At 65.3% G+C, this 16,349-nt stretch carries 11 protein-coding genes; 1 reads left to right on the top strand and 10 read right to left on the bottom strand.

The genetic code is table 11. The features are described from left to right. Positions 1–132 precede the first annotated feature (132 nt). The 8 genes from ACEN9O_RS22370 to aptA form a co-directional block, all read right to left on the bottom strand. Positions 133–1,122 carry a WD40/YVTN/BNR-like repeat-containing protein gene (locus ACEN9O_RS22370; protein WP_495614004.1) on the bottom strand — a complete coding sequence of 330 codons (990 nt, stop codon included), beginning with the start codon at positions 1,120–1,122 and terminating at the stop codon, positions 133–135. Between the two features lie 15 nt (positions 1,123–1,137). After that, positions 1,138–3,558, bottom strand: coding sequence for an efflux RND transporter permease subunit (locus ACEN9O_RS22365; RefSeq protein ID WP_495614003.1), 2,421 nt, complete (start codon positions 3,556–3,558; stop codon positions 1,138–1,140). A 13-nt stretch (positions 3,559–3,571) separates the two neighbouring features. Continuing rightward, positions 3,572–5,200, bottom strand: a complete 1,629-nt coding sequence (locus ACEN9O_RS22360; RefSeq protein ID WP_495614002.1) for a DUF1302 domain-containing protein — start codon at positions 5,198–5,200, stop codon at positions 3,572–3,574. A gap of 27 nt (positions 5,201–5,227) precedes the next feature. Continuing rightward, positions 5,228–6,595, bottom strand: a complete 1,368-nt coding sequence (locus ACEN9O_RS22355) for a DUF1329 domain-containing protein (RefSeq protein WP_495618520.1) — start codon at positions 6,593–6,595, stop codon at positions 5,228–5,230. A 122-nt stretch (positions 6,596–6,717) separates the two neighbouring features. Continuing rightward, complete coding sequence (locus tag ACEN9O_RS22350) at positions 6,718–8,211, bottom strand: aldehyde dehydrogenase family protein (RefSeq protein ID WP_495614001.1); 1,494 nt, start codon at positions 8,209–8,211, stop codon at positions 6,718–6,720. 17 nt (positions 8,212–8,228) lie between these two features. Next, the gene (locus ACEN9O_RS22345; RefSeq protein WP_495614000.1) at positions 8,229–9,434 is read right to left on the bottom strand and encodes a saccharopine dehydrogenase family protein; all 1,206 of its coding nucleotides are present in this window, start codon (positions 9,432–9,434) and stop codon (positions 8,229–8,231) included. Positions 9,435–9,639: 205 nt separating this feature from the next. Continuing rightward, on the bottom strand, positions 9,640–11,148 hold the full coding sequence (locus tag ACEN9O_RS22340; protein ID WP_495613999.1) for a CoA-acylating methylmalonate-semialdehyde dehydrogenase: 1,509 nt from the start codon (positions 11,146–11,148) through the stop codon (positions 9,640–9,642). A 24-nt stretch (positions 11,149–11,172) separates the two neighbouring features. After that, a complete protein-coding gene (gene aptA, locus ACEN9O_RS22335) occupies positions 11,173–12,504 on the bottom strand; it encodes an omega-aminotransferase AptA (RefSeq protein ID WP_495613998.1) in 1,332 nt (443 codons plus the stop codon). A 94-nt stretch (positions 12,505–12,598) separates the two neighbouring features. On the opposite strand from aptA, the gene ACEN9O_RS22330 reads away from it, so the two are divergent. Then, positions 12,599–13,525, top strand: a complete 927-nt coding sequence (locus tag ACEN9O_RS22330) for a LysR family transcriptional regulator (RefSeq protein WP_495613997.1) — start codon at positions 12,599–12,601, stop codon at positions 13,523–13,525. Here the strand turns inward: ACEN9O_RS22330 and gabD are convergent. Both gabD and gabT read right to left on the bottom strand, forming a co-directional pair. Further along, positions 13,522–14,979 carry an NADP-dependent succinate-semialdehyde dehydrogenase gene (gene gabD, locus ACEN9O_RS22325; RefSeq protein ID WP_495613996.1) on the bottom strand — a complete coding sequence of 486 codons (1,458 nt, stop codon included), beginning with the start codon at positions 14,977–14,979 and terminating at the stop codon, positions 13,522–13,524. The two genes, ACEN9O_RS22330 and gabD, sit on opposite strands and share 4 nt — an antisense overlap. Before the next feature lie 59 nt (positions 14,980–15,038). Then, positions 15,039–16,307, bottom strand: a complete 1,269-nt coding sequence (gabT, locus tag ACEN9O_RS22320) for a 4-aminobutyrate--2-oxoglutarate transaminase (protein ID WP_495613995.1) — start codon at positions 16,305–16,307, stop codon at positions 15,039–15,041. Positions 16,308–16,349 lie beyond the last annotated feature (42 nt).

The following is a 16,349-nucleotide window of genomic DNA, read 5'->3' as shown; positions in this document are numbered from 1 at the left end:
CCCCCATTGGGGAAAATGACTTCCCGCGCAGGCGGGAATCCATGCCGAGCGTCCTGCCCGGCGAAGTATGGATTCCCGCCTGCGCGGGAATGACGAGTTAACGGTTATTCCAGATGCCATGATCAGTACCAGCTAACGGCGGTCCGCCGGGGCCGGGCCGCGGGAGGACATCATGGGTGGGGTGTCGCCGGCCAGCGGCAAGGCGGCTGACAGCGGCAGGCGATCGGCGCGGTAGCTGGCCTGCACGCTGACACCGTTGTCGGCGCTGCGCAGCATCAGCCCGTTCTGGCCCACCGCCAGCATCTGGCGTGCATTGCCGGTGCGTACCACGCTGGTGATCGAGGCGGTGCTGCCGGTGGCGACGCGGGTCCAACTCTGGCCGGCGTCGCCGCTGCGGTACAGTGCGCCGCGCAGGCCGCCCACCAGCAGCGCGCCGTCCTGCAGCGCAGTGCCGGCCCAGAACGAGCCCTTGTAGCCGGTGGCCAGGTAGTTCCAGCTGAGGCCCTGGTCAGCCGAGTGCAGCACATAGCCTTTTTCTGCGGCGGCGTACAGCGCCCCGCCCTGGCCCGCAAACAGGCCCAGCAGGTTCAGGTCGGCGCGGCGGGCGCCGGGTGGCGCTTCAAGTTCGCGGGTGCTCCAGTGGCGGCCGCCATCCACGGTGGTCAACACCAGCGACCACAGGCCGACCGCCACGCCGTGCTGCGCATCGAAGAAATGCACGGCGAACAAGGGACGGTCCTGCTCCGGCTGGCTGCGCTGCACGGCCCACTCCTCGCCACCGTCGCTGGTATGCAAAACCACACCGGCGTGGCCGACAGCCCAGCCTTCCTTGGCGTTGGCGAAGGACACTGACGTCAGCGTGACATCCAGCGGCACCTTGCCGGCCTGGCGCCAATGCTTGCCCTGGTCGTCCGACAGCAGCACCACGCCGTGCGCGCCGACCGCGATGATGCGCGTGCCGGCCCAGGCGGTGGCCAGCATGTTGGCCTGGCCGGCGTGAGCCACCTTGGCGGCCGCATGCAAGCCCACCGGCCAGGCCGACGGTTCGGCGCCGCACGCCAACGGCAGCAGCGCGGCCGCGCCCAGCAATCCGGCCAATATGTGTTTCAAGTTACGGTTCATGGTTTCCCCGTCGGTTCAATGCTGGAGCAGACCCGGCGCGCGGGCCGGCGTCTTGCGTGGGAAAAGTCGTTCCAGCCACACGGCGAAGGCCGGCAGTGCCGTCATGGCCATGATCATGTTGACCATGAACATAAAGGCCAGCAGCTTGCCCATGTCGGCCTGGAACTTCAGGGCCGAGAACGACCAGGTCGCCACACCCACCGCCAGCGTGACGGCGGTAAAGATGGTTGCCGTGCCCACCTCCAGGATGGCCTGCTCTACCGCCTTGACGATGGGCAGCCCGTTCGCCAGGTGCATCTGCAAGCGGTTGTAGATGTAGAACGCGTAGTCAACGCCGATGCCGACCGCCAGCACCATCACCGGCAGCGTGGCCACCGTCAGGCCGATGTTGAGCTCTTTCATGAACCAGTAGCCGATGAAAGTGCCCACCGTCAGCGGCAGGCAGCAGGCCAGCACGGCCCGCAGGTCGCGGTACGTGACCAGCACCAGCAACACGATGGCGGCGTACACCCACAACATCATCGGCAGCTCGCTGCGCTCCAGCGTCTGGTTCACGGCCGCCAGCACGCCGGCGTTGCCGGAAGCGAGACGGATCGCGATGCCTGGCGCCGACTGGCTGGCGGCAAACGCCTCGACAGTGTCGATCACGCGGTTGATGGTGACGGCCTTGTGGTCGGTCAGGTACAGATGCACCGCCGTCATGCTGCAATCCTTGCGCATGGTGCCGCGAGTGCGGGCGATTTCGGTGGCCAGCGCCGCGAAGTTGGCCGAGTCCAGTGGGATCGCCTCCATCTTCGGGTTGCCTTCGTTATAGCCACGGTTGTATTGCTTCATCTGCTCGGAGAACGAGGCGATCGACAGCACGCCCGGCACCGGCTGCATGGCCCAGGTAAAGCGGTCCTGGAACAGGCCGATATTGGAATTGCCGCAGAAGCCGACGCCCTGCCCGTCCGTCGGCGCCGAGGCCGAGGCACCGCCCGCACCGGCAATGGCCTTCGCTTCAAAGATCACGGTCAGCCAATCAAGCCCCGTGTCGTAGTTGCTGGCGATAGAGACGGCGTCGCGGTTAAACCGTGCATCCGGCCGCAGTTCCGGCGCACCCGGTTCGACCGTGCCCACCACCCGGCCCTGGCTCTGCCACACCGCCAGGCTGAAGATGGCACCCACCACGGCCAGGCAGATCGCTGCGTCGCGCGGCCGGGCCACGCGGGCCAGCACGCGCAGCCAGCCGGCCCGCTTTTCGCGCAGCACCATCGCGGCGTCGGCATAGGACTGGTCGATGCGGCAGTACGAGGCCGCCACCGGCAGCATCACGAGATTGGTGACAATCTTGAAGCCCACGCCCAGTGAAGCGGCAATCGCCAGTTCGCGCACCATCGGAATCGGGATCATCAACAGCGTGACGAAGGAGACGAAGGCCGTGGCCAGCGCCAGCGTGCCCGGTATCAGCAAGCCGGAGAAGCTGGCGCGGCAAGCGTCCATGCAGCTCTTGCCGAGCGAGACTTCGCGCACGATGTAGTTGATCTGCTGAACGCCGTGCGAGACGCCGATGGCAAACACCAGGAACGGCACCAGCACCGCCAGCGGATCGAGCCCGAAGCCCAGCAGATGCAGGGCGCCGAACTGCCACACCAGCGAACTGAGCGAGCAAACGATGGGCAGCAGCGTGAACCGCACCGAGCGGCAATACCAGTACACCGCGCCGGCCGTCAGCAGCAGGGCCAGCCCGAAGAAGCGCAGCACCGACTTGGCCGAATCGGCGATCTCGCCCACCTGCTTGGCGAAGCCGATGATCTCGATGCTGAAGTTCTGGTCTTCGTAGCGCTGGCGCAGCTGCTCCAGGATGGCGTTGTAGGCGACGTAGTCCAGCTTGTGGCCGTCCTTGTCGGTCTCCAGCAGCTCGGCGCTGATCATGGCGCTGTCCTGGCCGCGCGACACCAGCGTGCCGACGAAGCCGCCCTGCACCGCCGCCGCCTGGATGCCGGCGATGGCGGCCGCGTCCAGCCGGTCCGGGGTGATGCTGCCGTCGATCAGCGGATCGGCGCGAAAGCCCTCCTCCGTGATTTCGTTGACGAAGGTGTTCGGCGTCCACAGCGACTGCACGCCGAGCCGCTCCACGTTCGGCAGGAAGGTGACAGCCTGGGTGACCTCGTACAGCCGCTTGAGGCCGGCCGCGCTCCAGATGGTGCCGGTGCGCGCCCGCACCACGATGTTGAGGCGGTTGGCGCCCATCACATCGTCACGGTAGGTATGGAAGGTCTCGACATACGGATGGTTGGTCGGCATCTGTTTCTCGAAGCCGGCCTCCATCCGCAGGCGCCAACCCAGGCAGCCCATGAGCACGGTCAGTCCCAGCAACGCAAGCATCAGCCAGTTGCGCCGCGTGAAGCAGACCGTTTCAAAGCGCGCCAATAAACGGGCGGGGGAAGAAGTCATTGTTACGGTCCGGTCAGAAGTTGCGGGAAAGGTTAAGGCCGACGAAGCTGCGGTCGCGGTAAGGCTGGTCGAACACCGAGTTGCCGCCCATGAAGCGCCCGTAGTTGATGGCCGCCTGCCAGTTGGCCGGGTTCTGGATGAAGCTGACCGTGAAGTTGACCGACTGCGCCCCCTTCATGAATGTCGCCGCGCTGTTGGGCGTGCGGCCGCTGAGTGCGCGGAAGTAGAACACCTCCGGCACCACTTGCCAGCCGGGGATCAGCGTGCCGTCATAGACCCAGCTGAAATCGAAGTTCACGCCCGACGAATTGCGCGTGCCGACCGCGCGCGGCATACCTGCGGGCGAATACTCCTGGCCCCAGCCCCAGCCGCCGGCCGACACCAGGTCGTCGCCATATTGGCTCTGCATGTCCGGGAAACGGATCGCCACCGCCTCGGCCATCAGGTTGCCGGAATCCGCGTGCAGCAAGCGCAGCAGGGTTGGCGCGGTGTCCGGCGTCAGGCTGAACATGCCGGTGACGGCCGTCTGCATGCGGGTGGTGTCGACCCAGCACTTGCCGCCCTGCGAGGCGCAGCCGGTGGTGGCGGCGTTGATCGTCACGGCGTCTTTCGGACGGTAGGAGAACTCGGCGCCGACCGCCCAGTCGCCGACCGGGAAGTTGGCCGATACGCCGTACAGCTTGCGGTCCTCGCCGTACACCCAGCCCATCGCGCCGTTCGGGTTGTTGAAGGTGAACGACGGCGACTTGTCGTGGTAGTTGAGGGCGTAGACGCCCAGGTTCAGCTGCGTGCCGGGCGGCTGGTAGCGCAGCGACAAGCCCCACTGGCCGCCGTTCCTGGCCTTGGTCTCTTGCAGGAAGTAGTCGTCGTGGCCGGCGCCGATGCCGTTGTAGGTCGACCAGAAGCTGCCGGTCGGCGGCATGTAGTTGGCGTTCCAGCCCAGTTGCACATAGGCTTCGGCGTTGAAGCCGTTGCCCAGCCCTGCGGCCGCGCTGACGATGGGCGCCGGCAGGATGGCTTCCTTGAGCTGCGTGCCCGGCTGCGACAGGCGCATCAGGTCGACCGCGTTGGTGACGTTGATGCCGCCGGGGATGAACAGGCTCTCGCCCCAGCTGATCACCTGGTTGCCGGCGCGGATGCGCAGCATGTGGCCGTCGATGTCGAAGCGCTTGCTGATCCACAGGTCCAGTACGCGGGCCTTGAAGCGCAGGTCCTTGCGGGCATCGTCGGACAGGTTGTCGCTCAGGCCGGGCGGCGTGCCGGCGCTGGTCCAGCCGGTGGTGTGGGTGGCCGAGAAGTCGCGCAGCCAGCTGACCCGGCCCATCGCCGTCACGCCCTCCGGAAAGCTGAGCAGCAGCTCATGCGAGCCCTTCAGGTAGGTGGTGAAGGCATCGCCCTTGCCGTAGTTCAGGTCGCCCTGGTCGCCAAGGCCGCTGGTGGGCGACAGCTGGCCTTCCGGCCCGCCGCTGTTGCCGGCGCTGATCAGGGTCGTATTCGGGCCGCGTGTGCGGATGCCGGTGCCGATGCTGATGGTCGAATCGAAACTGCCCTTGACGTATTCATTGCTAAAGGTTTCGGCGCGCGCGCCCAGGCTGGCGACGGACGTGCCGATCGCGCAGGCCATGATAAATGGCTTGTTCATTGAAGACTCCGGTATGTGGTCGACGGATCAGCGGTCGCTGATGGCGCGCAGGTTTTCTGACGTGTAGAAGGACGCCTTGGTCCGCTCTCCCCTGCTTTCCGTCAACCACTTGACGTCGACGCCAGCACCGACGGTGGTGAAGTCGAACACATAGCGACCTTCGGGCAGGTTGTACTGGCTGAATGCCAGCACATCGCAGGTTCCCGTCTCGTAGACCGGTACCAGGTAGCCTTCACGGACCTTCCACAGCGCGCCCTGGACGTCGTAGTCCTCGGCCAATACCGCGTTCCAGCTGTCTTCATCGAGGTAGTAGGTGCGCTTGGGCGAGACGTGGCGGGCGCCCTGCTTCACCGTCGCCTCGACCACCCACACGCGGTGCAGCTCGTAGCGGCGGGCACTGGCAGCCAGCGCGTTGCGGCCCACCACATCGGCGATCTTGGCCTTGAAGTCGTACGCGCCGAACACGTTGTACGGCACCAGCACCTCTTTTTTGCCGACGATCTTCCAGTCGAAGCGGTCCAGCGTGCCGGTGAACATGGCGGTCTCGTCGAGCAGGTACTGGTTCTCGAAGCCGATCTGCGGCGCATCGTAGGCATAAGCCGGCAGGCGGCGCACGCGGCGCTGGCCGGGGAAATAGTAGAAGGTTTCGCTGCTCGGATTGTCGAGGTAGATGTTGGCGGCCAGCGCCTGGCCGGCCAGCGCCGCCGGCGACTTGTAGGTGAAGTAGGTGTAGTACTCGATGTTGCTGCCGTCGCTCAGATTAAACGAGCCCTTCTTCCCGTTCGGGAAAAAGTAGTTCTGCTCGTAGCCGGCCATGATCCAGTCCTCGCTGCCGCGCCGTGGCGATACCATGGTGTAGCCGTTCTGGTATTCGACGCCGACGCCGCGATAGCGCATCTTCATGTTCATCATCGCCTGCGCGCCGGTGGTCGGCAGCGGGAATGGCGTGCCCGGTACGACGGCGGCCTTCAGGCTCCAGCCGTCGGCCCCCATCTTGGCGGTGGCCACGTTCTTGCGGGTGTTGTCGGCGACGAAATCCGGTACGCCGCAGCTGCGGCGGGTCGGGTAGACGTCCATCTGGAATCCGGGGTTCTGTTTCAGCAGCGCCATCTGGCCCGGCGTCAGTACGTCGGCGTGCTGGGCCATGTTGGCGGCGTTGATGGTGTATTGGGCGGCGTCGTTCTTGTATTTCCAGAACTCCTTGCGCGGCTTGCCCCAGGCCCAGCCGTCGATGGACTGGACTTCGTTTTTCCACGCCGGGATGCGGCCGTCTTTGCTGCCCGCCATTTCCGCGCCCAGCGGGGTCAGCGTGGTGCCGAGCTGGGTCGCGTCGGCTGCCATTGCGGCGCCGCTGGCGCCTGCCAGCCACAGGCCGCTGAGTATCAAGCGGCGCATGACGCCGTAAGGTGTTTGCTTAACCATCTTCTTGTCTCCGATTTGATTATTTTTATGTGCAGACTATATCCGAATAAATATTCAGTTTTCCACACGTTTTTTATACAGCGTTGTTAATTGGACTATTTGCCTTCCACCGCCGCCGGCTGGTACCAGTTCCAGTCGGCGCCGGAGTCGAAGCGGGTGATCTGCTTCACCTCCAGGTAGGCCTCGTAGCCGTGCCGCCCCAGTTCGCGGCCGATACCGGAGGCCTTGTAGCCGCCCCATGGCAATTGGGTAAAGGTCGGCTGCGAACAGTTGATCCACACCACGCCTGCACGCAGTGCCTTCGCCACCCGCTCGCAGCGTTCCAGGTCGGCCGACATCACCGCCCCGGCCAGGCCGAAGCGGCTGTCGTTGGCGACGGCAATCGCTTCGGCCTCGGTGTCGAACGGCCGCACGCACAGCACCGGCCCGAACACTTCTTCGCGCCAGATCCAGCTGTCGAGCGGGACGTCGGCGAAGATGGTCGGCTGCACGAAATAGCCGCGTACCAGATGCGGCGGACAGCAACCGCCGCTGACCAGCCGCCCGCCCTCGTCCAGGCCGCGCCCGATGCCTTCCAGCACCCGGTGCAGCTGCCCTTTCGAAACGATGGGCCCCATCTGCACGCCATCCCGGTCGCCCGGACCGATCTGGATGCGCTCGGCCGCCGCGACCAAGCGCGCCAGCAGTGCCTCGTAGATCGGCCGTTCGACCAGCAGGCGCGAGGTGGCGGAACAAATCTGCCCCTGGTTCCAGAACACGCCGAACTGTATCCACTCGACTGCCTTGTCCAGATCGCAGTCGGCGAACACGATGAAGGGCGACTTGCCGCCCAGCTCCAGGCTGACGTTGCGGATGCCGGGCGCGGCCGCCTGCATCACCCGCGTGCCGGTCGCCTGCGAGCCGGTGAAGGCCAGCTTGTCGACTCCGGCATGCATGCTCAACGGGACGCCGGCATCCGGCCCGGTCCCCGTCAGCAGGTTGAAAGCGCCAGCGGGCAAGCCGGCTTCATGCAGGTAGTGCGCCAACGCGCCGCAAGTCAGCGGGCACAGCTCGGACGGTTTGAGCACCACGCAGCAACCGGCCGCCAGTGCCGGCGCCACCTTCCACGCCGCCATCAGCAGCGGGAAATTCCACGGCGTGATGGCGCCCACCACGCCCAGCGGCTCCTTGCGCACCCGGCAGTGGAAGCGGTCGTCGCCGACATCGTGTCTTGCTTCGCCTTCGGCCTCGGCCTGTTCGGCCATGTCGGCGTAGTAGTCGAAGCAGTAGGCGGCGTCGGCGATGTCGCCGCGCGCTTCCTTCAGCGGCTTGCCGTTGTCGCGCATTTCCAGCGCCGCCAGTTCCTCCAGGTCGTTGCGGATGGCGCCGGCGACACGGCGCAGCACGACGGCGCGCTCGCTTGCCGGCATGCGCGGCCACGGGCCATGGTCGAAGGCGCGGCGGGCGGCGGCCACGGCGGCATCGACATCGGCTTCGGTCGCGGCGGCGGCCAGCGCGAAGCAGTCGCCGGTGGCCGGGTCGATCACCTCCAGGAAGCCGCCACGGGCCGGTTCGACCAGGGCGCCGTCGATATAGAGCAGGTTGCGCATGGTTTCTGTCCTTCCGCTCAGCCGATGTCGCGCGTCATGGTGATGTCGAACTCGCGCTTCTCGGCTTCGCGGAAATAGCTGACCGCGTTGAAGTACGCTTCCGGCGCATACACACCGGGACGGCGCGGCTCGCTCAGCATCAGCTGCACCGCGATCGACGCGTTCATCGACGTGGCCGCATCCACATAGCCTTCGTACATGGCGTTGGGACGGACGATGACCTGGCAGCGCGCCGTCGCGCTCTTGCCGCCGACGCGGCCACGGCCGACGGCGAAATGGATCTCGTGGCTTTTTTGCTGAGGGATGCGTTCCTGGTTCTCGGCGATGTTGCGCTGGATGACGGCGTTGAGCACGTCGAGCGGACGCACCGCGACGCCGTTGATATCCACCGTGCGATCGAAGTCGCCGAAGCCGGCCTTGACCAGCCCAACCCACGCCTCATGCTCGCGATTTGGCAGGTGCAGCTTCCAGGTGAATTCCTTGATGCCTTTTTCGCGGATGCCATCGGCCAGCGGCACGGTCAACTGCTCGGAATGGATCGAGTACATGAACTCGCAACGGCCCCACGGCGCCGGCAGGTCGATGGTTTCGATGCCGGTCTGCGGCGCGCATTCGACGTGACGGCCACCAAGGAATTGCAGGCACGGATGAGCGTACTCGGCCAGCACTGTCGACACGCTGTACGGCGGCACCAGCACCGGATTCTCGTCGCCGGTCAGGGTCGCGGCCCAGTACAGGTTGATGCTATCGATCTCGTCCAGCTCGTCCGCCACGGCGCGGCAGATCACATTCGACATGCCGGGATCGGCGCCCACGCCCAGCACCGCCACCACGCCGACGTCACGGAAACGCTGCTGCCATTGCAGCTGCTTGACGGTGTAGGTGCCCAGGCCGCCCAGGTCCACGTAATCGACGCGGGCGCCCAGCGCGGCTTCGAAGATCGCCATCTGGTGTCCGGCCAGCGTCGGCACGGAGTTGACGCAAATGTCGGAACCGGCCAACGCGCGGGCCAGTGCCGTCGGATCGGCCACGTCCAGGTCGTGCAGTGTGAGGCGGGCGTCGCCCAGTTGATCGCGCAGTGCCGTCATGCGGCTGCGGTCGCTGTCGAATACCCGTACTTCGCCGATCTCGATGATGCTGCGGTCAGACAGCAGATCGCGGATGATGCCCTGCCCCATCATGCCGCCGCCGCCCAGGACGGAGATGATTGCCTTCTTTGCCATTGGTAGTGCTCCTTATCGTTTGCGTCATAAACCGAACAATTCGTCGGCTTTTGAAAAATAGTACCCGAAAAGCGGATCAAGTCCGCAAATACTTTTGTAAAAACTGATCTTTTATTCGCTTTTTTACGACAGCTGCGGCTGCCCTGCGAACAGGCGTGCGGAAGCACGACCATCGCTGGCCGTGCTTCCTTTTGGAGGGGCTAACTTACTGGTTCGACGGGAAGCTGAACACCGTGGCTTCGCGCACGCCGGCGGACGGCCAGCGCTGGGTGATCGTCTTGCGGCGGGTGTAGAAGCGCACGCCGTCCGGACCATACGCGCCGAGGTCGCCGAACAGCGATCGCTTCCAGCCGCCGAAGGAGTGATAGGCCACCGGCACCGGCAGCGGCACGTTCACACCGACCATGCCGACCTGGATGCCGTCGCTGAAGTAGCGCGCCGCCTCGCCGTCGCGGGTGAAGATGCAGGTGCCGTTGCCGTACTCGTGCGCGTCGATCATGTCCATCGCCGCTTGCAGCGAGGCCACCCGCACCACGCCCAGCACCGGCCCGAAGATCTCTTCCTGGTAGATGCGCATGCGCGGCGTGACGTGGTCGAACAGACACGGGCCGAGGTAGTAGCCATCCTCGTAACCCTTGGGCAATTCGATCTCGCGGCCGTCGACCAGCAGCGTCGCGCCTTCGGCCACGCCTTGCGCCACGTAGCCGCGCACCTTGTCGTAGTGCTGGCGCGTGACCAGCGGGCCCATGTCGCTGCGCGCGTCGTTGCCCGGGCCGACGCGCATCTTGCCGATCTCGGTGCGCAGGCCGGCGATCAGGGCGTCAGCTGTCGCATCGCCGACCGCCACCAGCAGCGGGATCGCCATGCAGCGCTCGCCGCACGAACCGTAGGCCGCGCCCATCAGCGCGCTGACTGCCTGCGGGATGTCGGCGTCCGGCATGACGACGGCGTGATTCTTGGCGCCGCCGAGCGCCTGGATGCGCTTGCCCTGCTCGGTGCCGGTGGCGTAGATGTACTCGGCGATCGGCGTCGAGCCGACAAAGCTGACCGCCTGCACGCGTGCATCCATCAGCAGCGTGTCGACCGCTTCCTTGTCGCCGTTGACGACGTTGAGCACGCCCGGCGGCAGGCCCGCCTCCAGCGCCAGCCGGGCGATCAGCAGTGTGGACGAGGGATCGCGCTCGGACGGCTTGAGCACAAAGGTATTGCCGCAGGCGATGGCCAGCGGCCACATCCACAACGGCACCATCGCCGGGAAGTTGAACGGCGTGATACCGGCCACCACACCCAGCGGCTGCATCTCGCTCCAGGAGTCGATGGACGGGCCGGCGTTCTTGCTGTGCTCGCCCTTCAGCAGCTCCGGCGCGTAGCTGGCGTATTCGATGTTCTCGATGCCGCGCTGCAGCTCTCCCATGGCGTCGCTGAGCACCTTGCCGTGCTCGGCGGTGATCAGCTGGCAGATTTCTTCGGCGTGTTGTTCCAGCAGCTGCTTCAGGTTGCTCATGATACGCGCGCGCTTCAGCGGCGGCGTGTTGCGCCAGGCCGGAAACGCGGCCTGGGCCGAGGCGATTGCGGCTTCGACGGTGAGACGGTCCGCCAGCAGCACGCGCTTTTCCGCCGCGCCGGTGGCCGGGTTGTAGACGTATTGCGAACGGCCAGTGCCGTAGACGTCCTGGCCGTCGATCAGATGGCCGATGAGGGTGTTCGATTCCATATGCGGTGTCCTGTGTTGTGTGCGTCAAGCGGTTTCGTGGATGGCGTCGCCCAGTGCGGAGACCAGGCTGTCGATCTCGGCGGGGGTGGAAATGAATGGCGGCGCCAGTTGGATGGTGTCGCCGCCGTAGCGTACGTAGAAGCCTTTGCGCCAGCACTTCATGGCAATCTCGTAGGGCCGGCGCGCCGGTTCGCCCGGCAGCGCCGCGATGGTCAGGCCGGCGGCCAGGCCGATGTTGCGGATGTCGGTGACGTGCTTGCTTCCCTTGAGGCCGTGCACGGCGTCTTCGAAATGCGGCGCCAGTCCCTGCACCCGCTCGATCATCTGCTCGCTGACCAGCACATCCAGCGCCGCCAGGCCCGCCGCGCAGGCGACCGGATGCGCCGAGTAGGTGTAGCCATGCGCGAACTCGACCATGTAGTCGGGGCCGCCGTTGGCCATGAAGGTGTCGTAGATGTCCTTCGACGCCAGCACGGCGCCGAGCGGCTGGGCGCCGTTGGTCACCTGCTTGGCAAGGTTCATGATGTCGGGCGTGACGCCGAAAGCCTGCGCGGCGGTGTAAGCGCCAACCCGGCCGAAACCGGTGATGACTTCATCGAAGATCAGCAGGATGTTGTGGGCAGTGCAGATCTCACGCAGGCGCTGCAGATAGCCTTTGGGCGGGATCACCACACCGGCCGAACCGGAGAACGGCTCGACGATGACGGCGGCGATATTCGACGCGTCGTGCAGCGCGATCAGGTCCAGCAGGTCGTCGGCCAGTTCGATGCCATGCTCCGGCGTGCCGCGCGAGAAAGCGTTCTGCTTCAGCTGCGTATGCGGCAGGTGGTCGGCTTGTATGCCCTGGCCGAACATCTTGCGGTTGCCGGCAATGCCGCCGACGGAAATGCCGCCGAAATTGACGCCGTGATAGCCCTTCTCGCGGCCGATCAGCAGGGTCTTGCTGGCCTGGCCTTTGGCGCGCCAGTAGGCGCGCGCCATCTTCAGCGAGGTGTCCGCCGCTTCCGAGCCGGAGCCGGTGAAGAACACGTAATCGAGTCCGTCCGGCGTCAGTTCCTTCAGGCGGTTGGCCAGCGCGAACGACTGTGGATGGCCGAACTGGAAGGCCGGCGCGTAATCCAGCGTCGCCATCTGCTGGCTGACGGCTTCGGTGATCTTCGGGTGGCCATGACCGAGGCCGCTGCACCACAAGCCCGACAGGCCGTCGAAGATGCGCCGGCCGTCGACATCGGTGTAATAGCTGCCCTGTGCACCGACGATGATGCGCGGATCGGCCTTGAAATTCCGGTTGCCGGAAAACGGCATCCAGTGCGCCTCCAGCCAAGCGGCGTCGGTGCGGGTGTCGCCTTGCTTCATATTCGTCTCCTGTTAAAAAGCGTTGATGGCATCGATTTTAGGGTAAGATTTAACTTCCATATTTATCAAGCTATCAATGCTTAGTTAGCGTTTTATGCAAGTAAAGACCAAGGCGGTACTGGGACAGTTGAGCGACATGGATTTTCGCTTGCTGCAGGTGTTTAAAAGCGTGGCCGATTGCGGCGGCATGGCGGCTGCCGGGTTGGAACTCAACATCGGCATCTCCACGGTCAGCCGGCATGTGAAGGATCTGGAAGAGCGGCTGAAACTGCGCCTGTGCAGCCGTGGGCGGGCCGGCTTTGCGTTGACCGCCGAGGGTGAACGCATCTACGAGGAGACCCAGCGCCTGCTGGCCTCCGCCGACATCTTCCGCGCCAGCGTGGACGATATCCACCGCCGCATGGGCGGCCAGCTGCATGTGGCGGTGTTCGACAAGACGGCCAGCAACCCGGCCTGCAAAATCAGCGAGGCGATTGCTTTGTTTGCCGAGTTGGCGCCGGATGTGGCGTTGAACTTCCACGTCGCGACGATCAACATGATCGAGCGTGGCGTCATCGACGGCCAGTTCCAGGTGGGGATTATCCCAGCCCACCGCAGTTCGGAAAGCCTGAGCTACGACACGCTGTTTGGCGAGACGATGCTGCTGCACTGCGGCGCGCAGCACCCGCTGTTTGCGCGGGATGACAAGGGATTGGATTGGCACGGCATCCGCAACTATCAATTTGCGGGATTGGGCTATCACTCGCCCAATATGGAAATCAGCCAGCAGGTGCGGCTGCCGCGCAAGGCGACTGGCTTCGACCAGGAATCCATCGCTACGTTGATCTTGTCCGGCAAGTACCTTGGGTTCTTGCCGGACCATTATGCGCGGGGCTTTGTTGCGGATGGCAAGATGCGCGCCGTGCATCCGGAGCTGTTCCGCTACGAGTGCGATTTCGTCTCGATACTGCGCGGCTCGCCCCGTCCGTCACGGGTGGCGCTCGCATTCCAGCAATGCCTGCTGGATGCGCATGCCCGTTAGATGCCGCCCAGGCAGACGTATTTCATCACGAGATAGTCGTCGATGCCATGGCGCGATCCCTCGCGTCCCAGCCCCGATTGTTTGACGCCGCCGAAGGGTGCGATTTCATTCGAGATCAGGCCGGTGTTGACGCCGACCATACCGCTCTCCAGTCCCTCGGCCACGCGCCAGATGCGGCCGATGTCGCGCGAATAGAAGTAGCTGGCCAGGCCAAACTCGGTGTCGTTGGCCAGCGCGACGACTTCGTCGTCGGTGTGGAAGCGGAACAGCGGCGCCAGCGGGCCGAAGGTCTCCTCGGTGGCGACAATCATGTCGCTGGTGATGTCGGCGATCACGGTCGGCTGGAAGAAGCTGTGACCCAGTGCGTGGCGCTTGCCGCCGGCCAGCAGTCGGCCGCCCTTGTCCAGCGCGTCGGCCACGTGCTGCTCGACCTTCTGCACTGCCTTTTCGTCGATCAGCGGGCCTTGCGTCACGCCTTCTTCCGCGCCGTTGCCGACTTTGAGTTTGGCCACGGCGGCCACCAGTTTTTCAGCAAACTGCTCGTACACGCCGTCCTGCACGTAGATGCGGTTGGCGCAGACGCAGGTCTGGCCGGCGTTGCGGTACTTGGAGGCCAGCGCGCCCTCCACCGCCGCATCGAGGTCGGCGTCATCGAATACGATGAACGGCGCGTTGCCGCCCAGTTCCAGCGACAGCTTCTTGATGGTCTTGGCGCTCTGCTCCATCAGCAGGCGGCCGATCGCCGTCGAGCCGGTGAAGGTCAACTTGCGTACCGTGGGGTTGGAGGTCATTTCGCCGCCGATGTCTTTCGGCGCGCCAGTCACCACGCTGAACACGCCGGCCGGTACGCCTGCGCGTTCGGCCAGCAGGGCCAGTGCCAGCGCGGAGAATGGCGTCGCTTCGGCCGGCTTGAGCACCATCGTGCAGCCGGCAGCCAGCGCCGGGCCGACTTTGCGGGTGATCATCGCGATCGGGAAATTCCACGGCGTGATGGCGGCGCAGACGCCGATTGGTTCCTTGGTCACCAGCAGGCGGCGGTCGGTCCATGGCGAGGCCAGGGTCTCGCCGGCCACGCGCTTGGCCTCTTCGCCGAACCATTCGATGAAGGAGGCGCCATATGCCACCTCGCCGCGCGACTCGGCCAGCGGCTTGCCCTGCTCGGCCGTCATCAGCTGCGCCAGGTCTTCGCTGTTTTCCAGGATCAGGTCATTCCACTTGCGCAGGATGGCGGCGCGTTCCTTGGCGGTTTTTTTGCGCCAGGCCGGCCAGGCCGCGTTGGCGGCCGCGATTGCGCGGCGTGTTTCAGTGGCGCCCATCAGCGGCACGGTGCCGAGCTGCTCGCCGGTGGCGGGATTGGTGACGGCCAGCGTTGCGCCGCCGTCGGCATCGCTCCACTCCCCGTTGACGTAGGCACGCTGGCGCAGCAGGGTTGGATCTTTTAGCTTCAGTGTCATTAGTCTCTCCTTAGGATACGCTGATCCGTCATTCCCTCGAAGGCGGGAATGACGGGTTCTTATGCGCGCAGGGCTGCGTCGAGGATATCGAGCGCTTCATCCAGCACCGCGTCGCCTATCGTCAATGGGCACAGGAAGCGTATCACCTGGCCGTAGCCGCCGCAGGTCAACAGCAGCAAGCCGTTGCTCATCGCGTGTGCCTGAACCTTCTTGGTGAAAGTCGGATTCGGCGCGCCGCTCTGCGGGTCGCGGAACTCCACCGCCAGCATGGCGCCGATGCCGCGCACCTCGGCGATCTCCGGAACATCGGCACGTGCCGCCTCCAGCCTGTCGCGCAAGCGCTGCGCCACCGTCACCGCGCGTTCGCACAGCCGCTCCTCTTCGATCACATCCAGCACCGCGTGCGCCGCCGCCACCGCCAGCGGATTGCCGCCGTAGGTGCCGCCCAAGCCGCCCGGTCCCGGCGCGTCCATGATCTCGGCGCGGCCGCACACCGCCGACAGCGGCAAGCCGCCGGCCAGGCTCTTGGCCATCGTCATCAGGTCCGGCACCACGTCGTAATGGTCCATCGCGAACATCTTGCCGGTACGGGCGAAGCCAGTCTGGATCTCGTCGGCGATCAGCAGGATGCCGTGGCTGTCGCACAGCGCGCGCAAGGCCAGCATGAATTCGGGCGGCGCGACGTAGAAACCGCCCTCGCCCTGCACCGGCTCGATGATGATGGCGGCCACCCGCTTCGGTTCGATATCGGCCTTGAACAGCGTGTTCAGCGCGGCCAGCGACTGCTCCACCGTGACGCCATGCAGCGCATTGGGGAACGGCGCATGGAACACCTCGGCCGGGAACGGACCGAAGCCGGTTTTATAGGGTTCGACCTTGCCGGTCAGCGCCATGCCCATCATGGTGCGGCCGTGGAAGCCGCCGCTGAAGGCGATCACGCCCGCGCGGCCAGTGGCGGAACGGGCGATCTTGATCGCATTCTCCACCGCCTCGGCGCCGGTGCTGAAGAAGGCCGTCTTCTTGGCGTGCGTGCCCGGCGTGATCTGATTGATCTTCTCGGCCAACGCAACATAGGAGGCGTAAGGCACGATCTGATAGGCGGTGTGGCTGAAGCGCTGCAGCTGCTCGCTGACGGCGGCCAGTATGCGCGGGTGGCTATGGCCGGTGTTGAGCACTGCGATGCCGGCGCCGAAGTCGATATAGCGGCGGCCTTCGATGTCCCACAACTCCGCATTCAACGCGCGCTCCGCGTAGAAATCGCACATCACACCCACGCCGCGCGGGGTGCTCTGGTTTTTGCGCTGCTGCCAATCGCGATTGGTATCCATTCTGCTTCCTGCCATGACGAGTTAAGAGGCCTCCATGGTCGC

The organism is Duganella sp. Dugasp78, assembly GCF_059491455.1.
The sequence above is the reverse complement of the archived record's forward strand: the minus strand, read 5'-3'. Positions and strand labels throughout refer to the sequence as shown.

Coding starts and splice junctions, on each gene's coding strand:
- ACEN9O_RS22370 (WP_495614004.1), bottom strand. CDS start 1,122: ATGAACCGTAACTTGAAACACATATTGGCCGGATTGCTGGGCGCGGCC.
- ACEN9O_RS22365 (WP_495614003.1), bottom strand. CDS start 3,558: ATGACTTCTTCCCCCGCCCGTTTATTGGCGCGCTTTGAAACGGTCTGC.
- ACEN9O_RS22360 (WP_495614002.1), bottom strand. CDS start 5,200: ATGAACAAGCCATTTATCATGGCCTGCGCGATCGGCACGTCCGTCGCC.
- ACEN9O_RS22355 (WP_495618520.1), bottom strand. CDS start 6,595: ATGCGCCGCTTGATACTCAGCGGCCTGTGGCTGGCAGGCGCCAGCGGC.
- ACEN9O_RS22350 (WP_495614001.1), bottom strand. CDS start 8,211: ATGCGCAACCTGCTCTATATCGACGGCGCCCTGGTCGAACCGGCCCGT.
- ACEN9O_RS22345 (WP_495614000.1), bottom strand. CDS start 9,434: ATGGCAAAGAAGGCAATCATCTCCGTCCTGGGCGGCGGCGGCATGATG.
- ACEN9O_RS22340 (WP_495613999.1), bottom strand. CDS start 11,148: ATGGAATCGAACACCCTCATCGGCCATCTGATCGACGGCCAGGACGTC.
- aptA (WP_495613998.1), bottom strand. CDS start 12,504: ATGAAGCAAGGCGACACCCGCACCGACGCCGCTTGGCTGGAGGCGCAC.
- ACEN9O_RS22330 (WP_495613997.1), top strand. CDS start 12,599: ATGCAAGTAAAGACCAAGGCGGTACTGGGACAGTTGAGCGACATGGAT.
- gabD (WP_495613996.1), bottom strand. CDS start 14,979: ATGACACTGAAGCTAAAAGATCCAACCCTGCTGCGCCAGCGTGCCTAC.
- gabT (WP_495613995.1), bottom strand. CDS start 16,307: ATGGATACCAATCGCGATTGGCAGCAGCGCAAAAACCAGAGCACCCCG.